The 13,743-nt window shown below is 58.8% G+C and carries 9 protein-coding genes; 7 read left to right on the forward strand and 2 right to left on the reverse strand.

Annotation, left to right across the window (positions count from 1 at the left end; genetic code table 11):
• Positions 1 to 31 precede the first annotated feature (31 nt).
• From GVK32_RS01835 to nanQ, 3 genes are read left to right on the forward strand one after another with little or no spacing between them, the layout of a single operon-like run.
• Positions 32 to 721, forward strand: a complete 690-nt coding sequence (locus GVK32_RS01835; RefSeq protein ID WP_159864592.1) for an N-acetylmannosamine-6-phosphate 2-epimerase — start codon at positions 32 to 34, stop codon at positions 719 to 721.
• Entirely contained in the window at positions 718 to 1,593 is an 876-nt protein-coding gene (locus tag GVK32_RS01840; RefSeq protein WP_159864595.1) for an N-acetylmannosamine kinase, read from the forward strand. Before GVK32_RS01835 ends, GVK32_RS01840 begins: the two co-directional genes overlap by 4 nt.
• The gene (gene nanQ, locus GVK32_RS01845; RefSeq protein ID WP_159864598.1) at positions 1,590 to 2,057 is read left to right on the forward strand and encodes an N-acetylneuraminate anomerase; all 468 of its coding nucleotides are present in this window, start codon (positions 1,590 to 1,592) and stop codon (positions 2,055 to 2,057) included. Before GVK32_RS01840 ends, nanQ begins: the two co-directional genes overlap by 4 nt.
• 72 nt (positions 2,058 to 2,129) lie before the next feature.
• On the opposite strand, the gene GVK32_RS01850 is transcribed toward nanQ, so the two are convergent.
• Positions 2,130 to 3,548, reverse strand: a complete 1,419-nt coding sequence (locus GVK32_RS01850; RefSeq protein WP_041147429.1) for a glutamate synthase small subunit — start codon at positions 3,546 to 3,548, stop codon at positions 2,130 to 2,132.
• 9 nt (positions 3,549 to 3,557) lie between these two features.
• Positions 3,558 to 8,018 (reverse strand): glutamate synthase large subunit, encoded by a 4,461-nt coding sequence (gltB, locus tag GVK32_RS01855; RefSeq protein WP_159864601.1) that lies wholly within the window; start codon positions 8,016 to 8,018, stop codon positions 3,558 to 3,560.
• 672 nt (positions 8,019 to 8,690) lie between these two features.
• Here gltB and GVK32_RS01860 point away from each other — a divergent pair.
• The 4 genes from GVK32_RS01860 to mtgA all read left to right on the forward strand — a co-directional run bounded on the left by GVK32_RS01860 (position 8,691) and on the right by mtgA (position 13,721).
• The gene (locus GVK32_RS01860; RefSeq protein WP_159865112.1) at positions 8,691 to 9,620 is read left to right on the forward strand and encodes a TIGR01212 family radical SAM protein; all 930 of its coding nucleotides are present in this window, start codon (positions 8,691 to 8,693) and stop codon (positions 9,618 to 9,620) included.
• A 151-nt stretch (positions 9,621 to 9,771) separates the two neighbouring features.
• Entirely contained in the window at positions 9,772 to 12,111 is a 2,340-nt protein-coding gene (gene arcB, locus GVK32_RS01865) for an aerobic respiration two-component sensor histidine kinase ArcB (RefSeq protein ID WP_159864604.1), read from the forward strand.
• A gap of 234 nt (positions 12,112 to 12,345) precedes the next feature.
• Positions 12,346 to 12,999 carry an isoprenoid biosynthesis glyoxalase ElbB gene (gene elbB / locus GVK32_RS01870; RefSeq protein WP_159864607.1) on the forward strand — a complete coding sequence of 218 codons (654 nt, stop codon included), beginning with the start codon at positions 12,346 to 12,348 and terminating at the stop codon, positions 12,997 to 12,999.
• Positions 12,996 to 13,721: a monofunctional biosynthetic peptidoglycan transglycosylase gene (gene mtgA / locus GVK32_RS01875; protein ID WP_159864610.1), complete on the forward strand. Its 726-nt coding sequence runs from the start codon at positions 12,996 to 12,998 to the stop codon at positions 13,719 to 13,721. Before elbB ends, mtgA begins: the two co-directional genes overlap by 4 nt.
• Positions 13,722 to 13,743: the final 22 nt, after the last annotated feature.

The following is a 13,743-nucleotide window of genomic DNA, read 5'->3' on the forward strand; positions in this document are numbered from 1 at the left end:
GCCGGGCGATTGTCTTTGTCAGGGAGTCATCATGTCTTTGCTTGAACTACTCGATACCCGCATCAGCGCCAACGGTGGATTAATTGTTTCCTGTCAGCCGGTCCCCGGCAGCCCGCTGGATACGCCGCCCATCGTTGCCGCCATGGCGCTCGCCGCTGAACGAGCCGGGGCGGTGGCGTTACGTATTGAAGGCGTGGAGAACCTCCACGCGGCCCGGGCCGCGGTGACGATACCGATTGTCGGCATCCTCAAACGCGACCTGACGGATTCGGCGGTGCGTATCACGCCGTTTCTCGAGGACGTGGACGCCCTGGCGCTGGCTGGGGCGGATATCATCGCCATCGACGGCACCGACCGCCCGCGGCCGGTGCCGGTAGCGGCGCTGCTGGCGAGGATCCATCAGCGCAATAAGCTGGCGATGACCGACTGCTCATCTCCTGAAGATGGCCTCTCCTGCCAGCGGCTGGGGGCGGAGATTATTGGTACCACGCTATCGGGCTACACCGGCGGGGAAACGCCGCAGGAGCCGGATCTCGCGCTGGTCCGCGTCCTGCATGCGGCGGGCTGTCGGGTGATTGCGGAAGGGCGCTACAACACGCCGGAGCAGGCGGGGGAGGCGATGCGCCACGGCGCGTGGGCGGTTACCGTTGGCTCGGCGATTACCCGTCTGGAGCATATCTGTGAATGGTATAACGCGGCGCTGAAAAAGGCGGCACCATGAACACGCTGGCGATAGATATCGGCGGGACCAAGCTGGCTGCGGGGCTGGTGGGCGATGATCTTGCGCTGCTGGAGCGCCGTGAAATGCCCACTCCGGCCAGTCGAACGGCGGCGGCGTTAGCCGCTGCGTTAGAAGAGCTCGTTGCCCCGATGGCCGCGCGCGCAGAGCGTTTTGCCGTGGCCTCAACCGGTATCATCCGGCACGGCGCCTTAACCGCCATCAACCCGGCTAATCTTGGCGGCCTGGCGTATTTTCCTCTGGTCGACTGCCTGTCCACGCTCACCGGGCTACCCGGCATCGCGCTCAACGATGCTCAGGCGGCAGCATGGGCGGAGTATCAGGCGCTACCGGAGAAAGTTGGTGAGATGGTCTTTTTAACCGTGTCGACGGGGGTCGGCGGCGGAGTGGTTAGCCGCGGCAGGCTGCATACCGGAAGCGGCGGTCTGGCCGGGCATTGTGGCCATACGCTAGCGGATCCCCACGGCCCGCGCTGCGGCTGCGGGCGTACCGGTTGCGTGGAAGCCGTCGCGTCAGGGCGCGGTATTGCGGCAGCCGCAGAGGGCGAGCTGAGCGGGCTGGACGCGAAAGCTATCTTTAGCCGTGCGGCACAGGGGAACCCGCAGGCGGAGCGGCTTATCCGGCGCTCGGCGCAAGCGCTGGCGCGGCTGATTGCCGACCTGAAAGCCGTTACCGACTGTCAGCTCGTGGTGGTTGGCGGCAGCGTGGGTCTTGCTGGCGGCTATCTGCCTCTGGTTAACGAATATCTGTTACAGGAACCCGCGGTCTATCATGTCCCGCTGCGGGAAGCTTACTACCGGCACGATGCGGGCCTGCTGGGAGCGGCATTATGGGGACAGGGAGAGAACGAATGATTTTGGGCAATGTTCACCAGCCATTCGCTGCCGGTCTTCCGCCGGCGCTGGCGCAGGCAATTCTTCTGGCACAAGCTCACGACCTGCAAAGCATCGCGCCGGGGCGCTACGAGCTGCAGGGTGACAGCGTATTTATGAACGTGATGCAGTTCAGTACCGGGGCGCCGGCAGAGAAAAAGGCGGAGCTGCATACGCGGTTTATTGATATCCAGATCCTGCTGGCGGGGGAGGAGCGGATATTTTTCGGCATAGCGGGAGCCGCTCGCGAGTGTGAAGACGCGCACGACGAGGATGATTATCAGCTGTGCCGAAGCATTGACGGCGAACAGGTATTGACCCTGCAGGCCGGTATGTTTGCGGTATTCATGCCCGATGAACCGCATAAACCGGGCTGCACGGTGACGCAGGCCGCTGAGATTAAAAAGGTGGTGATAAAAGTTAGCGCCAGCCTGCTGGCGAAATAGAAAAAGCCCGATGGCGACAAACCATCGGGCTTTTTTGGGCTACCCGGATAAGTGGCTATCCGGGCCCAGGCGTTACACTTCCAGGTAGTTGAGGATCCCGTCAGCCGCTTTACGACCTTCGGCAATCGCCGTCACCACCAGGTCAGAACCGCGCACGATATCGCCGCCGGCGAAAATCTTCGGGTTGCTGGTCTGGAACGCGTTTTCGTTACCTTCAGGGGCAATAATACGCCCCTGTGAGTCGAGCTCAACGCTGTGTTTCGCCAGCCATTCCATGCTGTGCGGACGGAAGCCAAACGCCATAACTACCGCATCGACCGGAATGACGTGCTCGGAACCGGCAACGATTTCGGCCCGACGGCGGCCCTTCGCATCCGGCTGGCCCATCTCGGTGCGCGCCATCTTCACGCCGCACACTTTACCGTTGGCATTCACCTCAACGCCCAGCGGCTGAACGTTGAACTGGAACTCCACGCCCTCTTCACGCGCGTTTTTCACTTCGCGTTTGGAGCCCGGCATGTTCTCTTCGTCACGGCGGTAGGCGCAGATAACGTGAGTGGCCCCCTGGCGTATGGAAGTACGCACGCAGTCCATTGCGGTGTCGCCACCGCCGAGAACCACGACGCGCTTGCCTTCCATGCTGACGTACGGCTCGTCCGGCGTTTCGCCAAAGCCCATCGTCTGCTTGGTGTTGGCGATCAGGAACGGCAGCGCATCATACACGCCGTTCGCATCTTCATTTTCCAGCCCGCCGCGCATCGACTGATAGGTACCGACGCCGAGGAACACGGCATCGTACTCTTTCAGCAGATCGTCGAGCTGAACGTCGCGGCCCACTTCAACGTTGAGTTTGAACTCAATCCCCATGCCGGTGAAAATTTCCCGGCGGCGGGTCATGACCTCTTTTTCCAGCTTAAATGCCGGAATGCCGAAGGTCAGCAGGCCGCCGATTTCCGGATGACGGTCGAACACCACCGCCTTCACGCCGTTACGGGTCAGGACGTCAGCACAGGCGAGGCCCGCCGGGCCCGCACCGATGATGGCGACCGTTTTGCCGACCGGCTTGACGCCGGAAAGGTCGGGACGCCAGCCCATCTCGAACGCTTTATCGTTGATATAGCGCTCGATATTGCCGATGGTCACGGCGCCAAACTCATCGTTCAGCGTACAGGAGCCTTCACACAGACGGTCCTGCGGGCACACGCGGCCGCACACTTCCGGCAGGGTGTTGGTCTGATGCGACAGCTCAGCCGCTTCAAAAATACGACCTTCATTGGCCAGCTTCAGCCAGTTAGGGATGTAGTTGTGAACCGGGCACTTCCATTCACAGTACGGGTTGCCGCAGGAGAGGCAGCGGTCTGCCTGCGCCTTAGCCTGGCCCTCTGAAAACGGCTCGTAAATCTCAACAAATTCAATTTTACGGATCTTCAGCGGCTTCTTTGGCGGATCAACGCGCTGTAAGTCGATAAACTGGTATACGTTCTGGCTCATCTGAATTCCTTACTGCGCCTGCACACGCAGCTCTGCTGCGCTACGACTACGGTGACCCAACAGTGCTTTAACATCGCTGGACTTTGGTTTAACCAGCGCGAATTTCGCCGAGAAGGCCGGCCAGTTGGCCAGGATCTCTTCCCCGCGCGACGAGCCGGTCAGCTGCACGTGTTCGGTAATCAAACCACGCAGATGCTCCTCGTGGATAGCAAGAGAGTCAACGTCCAGCACTTCCACCAGCTCCGGGTTCACGCGTTTGCGGAAGTCGCCGGCTTCATCCAGCACGTAGGCGAAGCCGCCGGTCATCCCTGCGCCAAAGTTGACGCCGGTTTTACCGATCACGCAGACGATGCCGCCGGTCATATATTCGCAGCCGTTATCGCCGATGCCTTCAACAACGGTGATGGCACCGGAGTTACGTACCGCAAAACGTTCACCTGCGCGACCCGCCGCGTACAGACGACCGCCGGTCGCACCGTACAGGCAGGTATTGCCGATGATGCTCGCCTCGTGGCTGCGGAAGGCGGAGCCTACCGGAGGACGAATCGCGAGCAGGCCGCCGGCCATACCTTTACCGACGTAGTCGTTCGCATCACCGGTCAGGTGCAGCTCCACGCCGCCGGCGTTCCACACGCCGAAGCTCTGGCCCGCGGTACCGCTGAAGTGGGCGGTAATCGGGTCGGCAGCCAGCCCCTGGTCGCCGTGAGTCTGGGCAATATAGCCGGACAGCGAAGCGCCAACGGAGCGGTCGGTGTTGCGGATATCAAACCAGAACGTTTTGCTCTGCTTGCCGTCAACGAACGGTTTTGCCTGCTGCAGCAGCTGCGCGTTCAGCACGCCGTTATCAAACGGCGGGTTGTTCTCGGTGCAGTACAGCGCTTTGCCCGCATGCGGCTCGGCGGTCTCCAGCAGTTTTGACAGATCCAGCTTCTGCTGCTTCGCGGTAAAGCCGTCCAGCACCTTCAGCAGATCGGTGCGACCGATAAGATCTACCAGACGCTTCACGCCCAGCTGAGCCATCAGCTCACGGGTTTCGCGGGCGATGAATTCAAAGTAGTTGGTCACTTTGAACGGCAGGCCGTGGTAGTGGTTCTTACGCAGTTTGTCATCCTGGGTTGCTACGCCGGTTGCGCAGTTGTTCAGGTGGCAAATACGCAGGTATTTACAGCCCAGCGCCACCATCGGGCCGGTGCCGAAGCCGAAGCTTTCCGCGCCGAGGATCGCCGCTTTGATGATATCGAGGCCGGTTTTCAGGCCGCCGTCCACCTGCAGGCGAATCTTATGCCGCAGGCCGTTGGCAACCAGCGCCTGCTGGGTTTCAACCAGGCCGAGCTCCCACGGACATCCCGCATATTTCACCGAGGAGAGCGGGCTGGCGCCGGTGCCGCCGTCATAGCCGGCGATAGTGATAAGGTCTGCATAGGCTTTCGCCACGCCGGTGGCGATAGTGCCAACGCCCGGTTCGGAGACCAGTTTCACTGAAATCATCGCTTTCGGATTGACCTGTTTCAGGTCAAAAATCAGCTGCGCCAGATCTTCGATCGAGTAAATATCGTGATGCGGCGGCGGCGAAATCAGCGTCACGCCCGGTACCGAGTAGCGCAGTTTGGCAATGTACGGGGTGACTTTATCACCCGGCAACTGGCCACCTTCGCCCGGTTTGGCACCCTGAGCGACTTTAATCTGAATCACATCGGCGTTAACCAGGTAAGCCGGGGTGACGCCGAAGCGGCCGGAGGCAACCTGCTTGATACGCGACACTTTGTTGGTGCCGTAGCGCGCCGGGTCTTCACCGCCTTCGCCGGAGTTGGAGAAGCCGCCGATGCTGTTCATCGCTTCCGCCAGCGATTCATGCGCTTCCGGGCTTAATGCGCCGATAGACATGGCTGCGGTATCGAAGCGTTTGTACAGCTCTTTTGCCGACTCAACGTGGGCGATATCAATCGCTTCGTCGCCAGGATTCAGCGCCAGCAGATCGCGCAGCGTAGCGGCCGGGCGCTCGTTGACCAACTGAGAATACTGCTGGTAATCGCGGTATTCACCGCTCTGCACCGCCTGCTGCAGGGTGCGTACGACGTCCGGGTTATAGGCGTGATATTCGCCACCGTGAACGTATTTCAGCAGACCGCCCTGGTCCAGCGGTTTGCGGACCAGCCAGGCGCGTTTCGACAGATTCAGCAGGTCCTGCTGGAAGTCGTCGAAGCCTGCGCCGCCGATGCGGCTGACGACGCCGAGGAAGCAGAGGTCGGAAACGTCGCGATGCAGGCCAACGGCTTCAAACAGCTTCGAGCAGCGATAGGACGCGATGGTCGAAATACCCATCTTCGACATGATCTTGTAGAGACCTTTGTTGATGCCGTTACGGTAGTTCAGCATCACCGTGCGGTAGTCTCTGTCGATGGCTTTGCTATCGACCAGTCTTGCCAGGGTTTCATAGGCCAGATACGGATAGATAGCCGTTGCGCCGAAGCCCAGCAGGACCGCGAAGTGGTGCGGGTCGCGGGCGCTGGCGGTTTCAACAATGATGTTGGCATCGCAGCGCAGGCTCTTATCGACCAGACGAGTCTGGATAGCACCGACCGCCATTGGCGCCGGTACCGGCAGGCGATCTTTCGCAATGTTGCGATCCGACAGCACCAGCAGCACGGTACCGTTGCGTACCATCTGCTCCGCTTTGTCGCACAGCGCCTTCACCGTCTCGGCCAGGGTTGTTTCCGCGGCGTTGAAGGTGATGTCCAGAGTATCGGCGCGATAGTGCTCCTCTTCCATGGTGGTCAGCTGTTTGAAATCAGAGTACAGCAGGATCGGCGATTTGAAGCTCAGGCGGTGCGCCTGGCCTTCCGCTTCGCAGAAGACGTTCATTTCGCGGCCAATGCTGGTGGCCAGAGACATCACGTGCGCTTCACGCAGCGGGTCGATCGGCGGGTTGGTCACCTGCGCGAACTGCTGGCGGAAGTAATCGTAAATAATACGCGGCTGGCTGGAGAGCACGGCAAACGGCGTGTCGTCGCCCATGGAGCCGACGGCTTCCTGGCCGTTCTCGCCCAGCACGCGCAGCACGGAATCCAGCTCTTCAGCGCTGTAGTTAAACTGTTTCTGATAGCTGGCGAGCGTATCGTCATCCAGCTGGCGGCTGCCAACGTCTTCGTCAGGCAGGTCTTCGAATGGCACCAGGCGACGAACGTTTTTCTCCATCCACTCTTTGTAAGGGTGGCGGCTTTTCAGGTCGTCGTCGGTCTCTGCTGAGTGCAGAATGCGGCCACTGCGGGTATCGATAACCATCAGTTCACCTGGACCGACGCGGCCTTTTTCAACCACTTCGTCAGGCTGATAATCCCAGATGCCCACTTCGGAGGCGCAGGTGATCAGCTTGTCTTTGGTGATGACGTAGCGCGCCGGACGCAGACCGTTACGGTCGAGGTTACAGGCAGCGTAGCGCCCATCGGACATGACGATGCCCGCCGGGCCGTCCCACGGCTCCATATGCATGGAGTTAAAGTCGAAGAACGCGCGCAGCTCCGGATCCATATCCGGGTTGTTCTGCCAGGCCGGCGGAACGAGCAGGCGCATGGCGCGAACGATATCCATCCCGCCAGCCAGCAGCAGTTCCAGCATATTATCCATAGAGCTGGAGTCCGAGCCCGTTTCGTTGACGAACGGTGCGGCATCGTGCAGATCGGGGATCAGCGGGGTCTGGAACTTATAGGTACGCGCGCGCGCCCACTGGCGGTTGCCGGTGATGGTGTTGATTTCGCCGTTGTGCGCCAGGTAGCGGAACGGCTGTGCCAGCGGCCAGCGCGGCACGGTGTTGGTGGAGAAGCGCTGGTGGAACAGGCAGATTGCCGACTCCAGACGCAGGTCCGCAAGGTCCAGGTAGAAGCGCGGCAAATCCGCCGGCATACACAGACCTTTATAAATATTCACCAGATTCGACAGGCTGCAAACGTAAAAATCTTTATCATCCTGCAGGCGTTTTTCAAGGCGACGACGCGCGATGAACAGGCGACGTTCCATATCACGCGGGCGCCAGCCTGCCGGTGCGTTAACAAAAATTTGTTCAATACGGGGCAGCGAGGAGAGGGCGATTTCACCGAGAACCCCTTCGTTAGTTGGCACTTCGCGCCAGCCGACGATAGACAGGGTTTCACGTTGCAGTTCTTCTTCAACGATGCGGCGTGAGGCAGCAGCCAATTCAGGATCTTTATTAAGGAACAGCATCCCAACGGCGTAATTTTTGGCTAAACGCCAGCCGCGTTCTTCCGCAACGATACGGAAGAAACGATCGGGTTTTTGCAGCAGCAAGCCACAACCGTCGCCGGTTTTACCGTCGGCGAGGATCGCGCCGCGGTGCTGCATTCGGGCCAGTGCGTGTATAGCGGTACGCACTACCTTGTGGCTAGGTTCGCCTTCTATGTGGGCGATCAGGCCGAAACCACAGTTATCCCTCTCAAGGGATTTATCGTACAACATATCAGTGAACCTCCCCAGGCTCTACGGGACACCCTCCGATACCGATTGCGCACGGGCACAGAAAGAGCATGGCGACGGGGTTTGCACCTCGCATTCGCCCTCTTTAAATCCTTTTCGCATCGGTACGCAAGTTTGAGGACTTGCTGTAAGAGGGAATCTCAATTACTGCATAAATATGATGAGCAGAGAGCTCATCCAGAAAGCTTCCAGCGGATTCCCAACTTATCGGGAATCCACACTTACGTCAAATGGCAATCTTATTTATACAAAAATGTGCTATGAGGTGTTTAATGTTATGATTATTAAAGATATTAACGGGTTTTTAACGCTATTGAAACGTGCCGAAAAGCGTAATCTAGTGTGATCTGTCTCACTATATCGATAGCGTAACATTATCGATCTGTGCTGAACTGTCTTTTTATTGCAGAACATTTAGCTGCTTATTGTCTCTGGGGCCATAAATAACACTGTTTTTAACCCTCGCGAAGATAATGGCAAACCAGAGGTTAAGTATAAGGAAAAGTCATCATAGAAATCGTGAATGAAATTGCAGTTATATTGAGTGGTTATGCAATGAGCTGAGCGGCCACTCTGACGATTGATCCAGGTCATCGCCGTAGGTGGCTAAAAATGGCAGGCTTGGCCCCTTTCTTCAGGCCGGTCTATCAGATTATGCAGTTACAAAAATTAGTCAATATGTTTGGTGGGGATCTTATGCGTCGCTATGGCGAAAAGGTTCATAAACTGACGCTGCATGGCGGATTTAGCTGCCCGAATCGTGATGGCACCCTTGGCCGGGGCGGCTGCACGTTCTGCAACGTGGCCTCTTTTGCTGACGAAGAGCAGCAGCACCGCTCGATTGCCGAGCAGCTGGCGCTTCAGGCGCAGCGGGTGAACCGCGCGAAGCGCTATCTGGCCTATTTTCAGGCCTACACCAGCACCTTTGCTGAAGTGCAGGTGCTGCGCGCGATGTATCAGCAGGCGGTGAGCCAGGCCAATATTGTCGGGCTCTGCGTTGGTACCCGTCCGGACTGTGTCCCCGAAGCTGTGCTGGACCTGCTGACGGAGTACCGGGAGCAGGGCTACGAAGTCTGGCTGGAGCTGGGGCTGCAAACGGCGCACGATAAAACGCTGCATCGCATTAACCGCGGCCATGATTTTGCCTGCTATCAGCGCACGACCCGGCTGGCGAGAGCGCGCGGGCTGAAGGTATGCGCGCATTTGATTGTCGGGCTACCGGGCGAAGGGTCGGGCCACTGCCTGCAAACGCTGGAGCAGGTGGTCGGGACCGGTGTGGACGGCATCAAGCTGCATCCGCTGCATATCGTCACCGGCAGCACGATGGCGAAAGCCTGGCAGGCCGGGCGCCTGAACGGCATTGAGCTGGATGACTATACCGTCACCGCCGGAGAGATGATTCGAAATACGCCGCCGGAGGTGATTTATCACCGAATCTCAGCCAGCGCCCGCCGTCCCACCCTGCTGGCGCCGCTGTGGTGCGAAAATCGCTGGACCGGGATGGTTGAACTGGACCGCTATCTGAACCAGCACGGCGTGCAGGGTTCGGCCCTGGGACGCGCGTGGAGCCCGACCGCCGCATAGTCCGTGAATAACGCGGCGTTGCGGATAGTTCAGCAGCGGCCCGCGCTGCGGCGGCCTGAAGTATGAAGAGGATCGGCATTTTTCGCACAACTTACGGCGCCTCGCTCAGAATTGGGTATTATTGTGCACAGTTGTGGCGAAGGAATCCCTTATGAAGCAAATCCGTATGCTGGCGCAGTACTATGTTGACCTAATGATGAAGCTGGGTCTGGTGCGTTTTTCCATGCTGTTAGCCCTGGCCCTGGTGGTGCTGGCGATTGTGGTGCAGATGGCCGTTACGATGGTGCTGCACGGCCAGGTCGAAAGCATCGATGTGATCCGCTCTATCTTCTTTGGCCTGCTGATTACCCCGTGGGCGGTCTACTTTCTGTCGGTGGTGGTTGAGCAGCTTGAGGAGTCGCGACAGCGCCTCTCAAGGCTGGTGGAGAAGCTGGAGGAGATGCGCGAGCGGGATCTGAAGCTCAACGTGCAGCTCAAAGACAACATCGCCCAGCTCAATCAGGAGATTGGCGAGCGCGAGAAGGCGGAAGCCGAACGCGAAACCACGCTGGAACAGCTGAAGATTGAGATGAAAGAGCGTGAAGAGGCGCAAATTCAGCTCGAGCAGCAGTCCTCCTTCCTGCGCTCATTCCTCGACGCCTCGCCGGACCTTGTTTTCTATCGCAATGAAGATAAAGAGTTTTCCGGCTGTAACCGGGCGGTGGAGCTGCTGACGGGTAAAAGCGAGAAGCAGCTTATCCACCTCAAGCCGCAGGATGTCTATAACGAAGAAGCGGCGGAGAAGGTGCTGGAAACGGATGAGAAAGTCATCCAACATAACGTCTCTCTGACTTATGAACAGTGGCTGGATTACCCGGACGGGCGCAAAGCCTGCTTTGAAATCCGCAAGGTTCCTTACTACGATCGCGTCGGCAAACGCCGTGGCCTGATGGGCTTCGGCCGCGATATTACCGAACGTAAGCGCTATCAGGACGCTCTGGAGCGTGCCAGCCGCGATAAGACGACCTTTATCTCGACTATCAGCCACGAGCTGCGTACGCCGCTTAACGGCATCGTGGGGCTCAGCCGCATCCTGCTGGATACCGAACTCACCGGCGAGCAGGAAAAATACCTGAAAACGATCCACGTATCGGCGGTGACGCTGGGTAATATCTTCAACGATATTATCGATATGGATAAGATGGAGCGGCGTAAGGTCCAGCTCGATAATCAGCCTGTGGACTTCACCAGCTTCCTTGCCGACCTCGAAAACCTCTCCGGCCTGCAGGCGCAGCAGAAAGGGCTGCGCTTCGTGATGGATCCGACGCTGCCGCTGCCGCATAAGGTCGTCACCGACGGTACGCGCCTGCGGCAGATCCTGTGGAACCTCATTAGCAACGCGGTTAAATTTACCCCTCAGGGCGGCAACGTGACCGTCCGTATTCGCTACGATGAGGGCAATATTCTGCACTTTGAGGTCGAGGATTCCGGTATCGGTATTCCGCAGGCGGAGCAGGATAAAATCTTCGCCATGTACTATCAGGTTAAGGATAGCCACGGCGGGAAACCTGCCACCGGCACCGGAATTGGCCTGGCGGTGTCGCGCCGGCTGGCACGCAATATGGGCGGCGATATCAACGTCGCCAGCCAGCCGGGCCAGGGCGCAACCTTTACCTTAACCGTGCATGCGCCGGCGGTAGCGGAGGAGGTTGAAGACACGCTGGCGGAAGATGAAATGCCGCTCCCGGCGCTGAACGTGCTGCTGGTAGAGGATATTGAGCTTAACGTGATTGTCGCCCGCTCGGTGCTGGAAAAACTGGGCAATAGCGTTGATGTGGCGATGACCGGTAAAGCCGCGCTGGAGATGTTCGAACCCGGTGAATATGACCTGGTGCTGCTGGATATTCAGCTACCGGATATGACCGGCCTCGATATCTCACGCCACCTGAAGCAACGCTTTGTCGCCGACGAGCTGCCGCCGCTGGTGGCGCTCACGGCCAACGTTCTGAAGGACAAAAAAGAGTACCTGAATGCCGGTATGGATGATGTGCTGAGTAAGCCGCTGTCGGTCCCGGCGCTCACCGCCATTATCAAAAAGTTCTGGGATTCGCCGGAAGATGACGAAGACGAGGCACCGGCCGTGGATGCGGCCAAATCGGCCTCGGTGCTGGATATTCCGATGCTGGAGCAGTACATCGAGCTGGTGGGGCCGAAGCTTATCAGCGACGGTCTGGCGGTTTTCGAGAAGATGATGCCGGGCTATCTGGCGGTGCTGGAGTCCAACCTTACCGCCCGCGACCAGAAAGGGATTGTCGATGAAGGCCATAAGATTAAGGGCGCCGCGGGCTCTATCGGCCTGCGCCACCTTCAGCAGCTTGGACAGCAGATTCAGACGCCGGACCTGCCCGCGTGGTCAGATAACGTTGGTGAATGGGTTGAAGAGATGAAATCGGAGTGGCAGAACGATGTGGCGGTACTGAAGGCGTGGGTTGCGGCGGCACATAAAAAATGACCCCGGATAAACCGGGGTGCGCGAACACTGCGCCAACACCAGGGAACTGGTCGTTGCGCCACAATTTTTAGAGATATTTTTTACACAGCGCAACCTGAGGATTTGGTTTGCTCGCTGATCAAGATAGCAAACCTTAAATTATTTGTTACATGAATCAGTCAAATATGTGAAGCAATGCGGGTAAATCAAAATTTTTGACTGGTTTCAGCGAATTTGCACTAAGGAGCAGGGGTGATGAAAAAGATTGGCGTCGTATTAAGCGGCTGCGGTGTCTATGACGGCACCGAGATTCATGAGGCGGTTATTGCCCTGCTGGCGATTGCTCGCGGCGGCGCCCAGGCGGTGTGCTTTGCGCCTGATAAGGCGCAAACGGACGTCATCAACCATCTGACCGGCGAGCTCCTGCCCGAAAGCCGCAACGTGCTGATTGAAGCCGCGCGCATCGCCCGCGGTGAGATCCAGCCTCTGTCCGACGCCCAGGCCGATGATCTGGATGCGCTGATTGTCCCCGGTGGATTTGGCGCCGCGAAAAACCTCAGCAGCTTCGCCAGCCAGGGCAGCGAATGCGTCGTGGACGGCGAGCTGAAGGCGCTGACGCAGGCTATGCATCAGGCCGGTAAGCCGCTGGGCTTTATCTGCATCGCGCCGGCGCTGCTGCCAAAAATCTTACCCGCCCCGCTGCGGGTCACCATTGGCACCGATCTGGACACCGCCGAAGCGCTGGAGGATATGGGGGCCGAGCATGTGCCCTGTCCGGTCGATGATATTGTGGTGGATGAAGAGAATAAAGTCGTGACCACCCCGGCCTATATGCTGGCGCAGAATATCGCCGAAGCGGCGAGCGGGATTGAGAAGCTGGTGGCGCGCGTGCTGGTTCTCACGGCATGAAGACCCGCTTTTCGCCGCTGCGGACGGTAAAGCGTGGGCTGCTGCGCGTGCTGCTGGTGGCCGCCGCCTTCTGGGGCGGCGGCATTGCGCTGTTTAGCGTGCTGCCGGTGCCCTTCTCGGCGGTGATGCTTGAGCGGCAGGTCGGCGCCTGGCTGAGCGGCAATTTTCATTATGTCGCCCACTCTGATTGGGTGGGGATGGATGAGATATCGCCGTGGATGGGGCTGGCGGTGATGGCGGCTGAGGACCAAAAATTCCCCGACCATTGGGGCTTTGACGTCCCGGCGATAGAAAAAGCGCTGGCGCACAATGAGCGTAACGAAAACCGCGTTCGCGGCGCCTCGACCCTGTCGCAGCAGACGGCCAAAAACCTGTTTTTATGGGATGGCCGCAGCTGGTTGCGTAAGGGGCTGGAGGCCGGTCTGACGGTAGGAATTGAGACGGTATGGAGTAAAAAACGCATCCTTACCGTTTATCTGAATATCGCCGAGTTTGGCGAGGGGACGTTTGGCGTTGAAGCCGCGTCACAGCGCTACTTCCACAAGCCGGCGAGCAGGTTAACGCCTGCGGAAGCGGCCCTGCTGGCCGCCGTATTGCCTAATCCGATCCGCTTTCGCGCGGACGCGCCGTCGGGCTATGTCCGCAGTCGACAGGCGTGGATTTTACGCCAGATGCGTCAGCTCGGCGGGGAAGGGTTTATGCGGGAGAACAGGCTGAATTAATACGGTCGGCGGGAGTGTTACC

The sequence above is a fragment of the Klebsiella sp. 18074 genome, assembly GCF_902705905.1.
Lineage (GTDB): Bacteria > Pseudomonadota > Gammaproteobacteria > Enterobacterales > Enterobacteriaceae > Klebsiella > Klebsiella terrigena.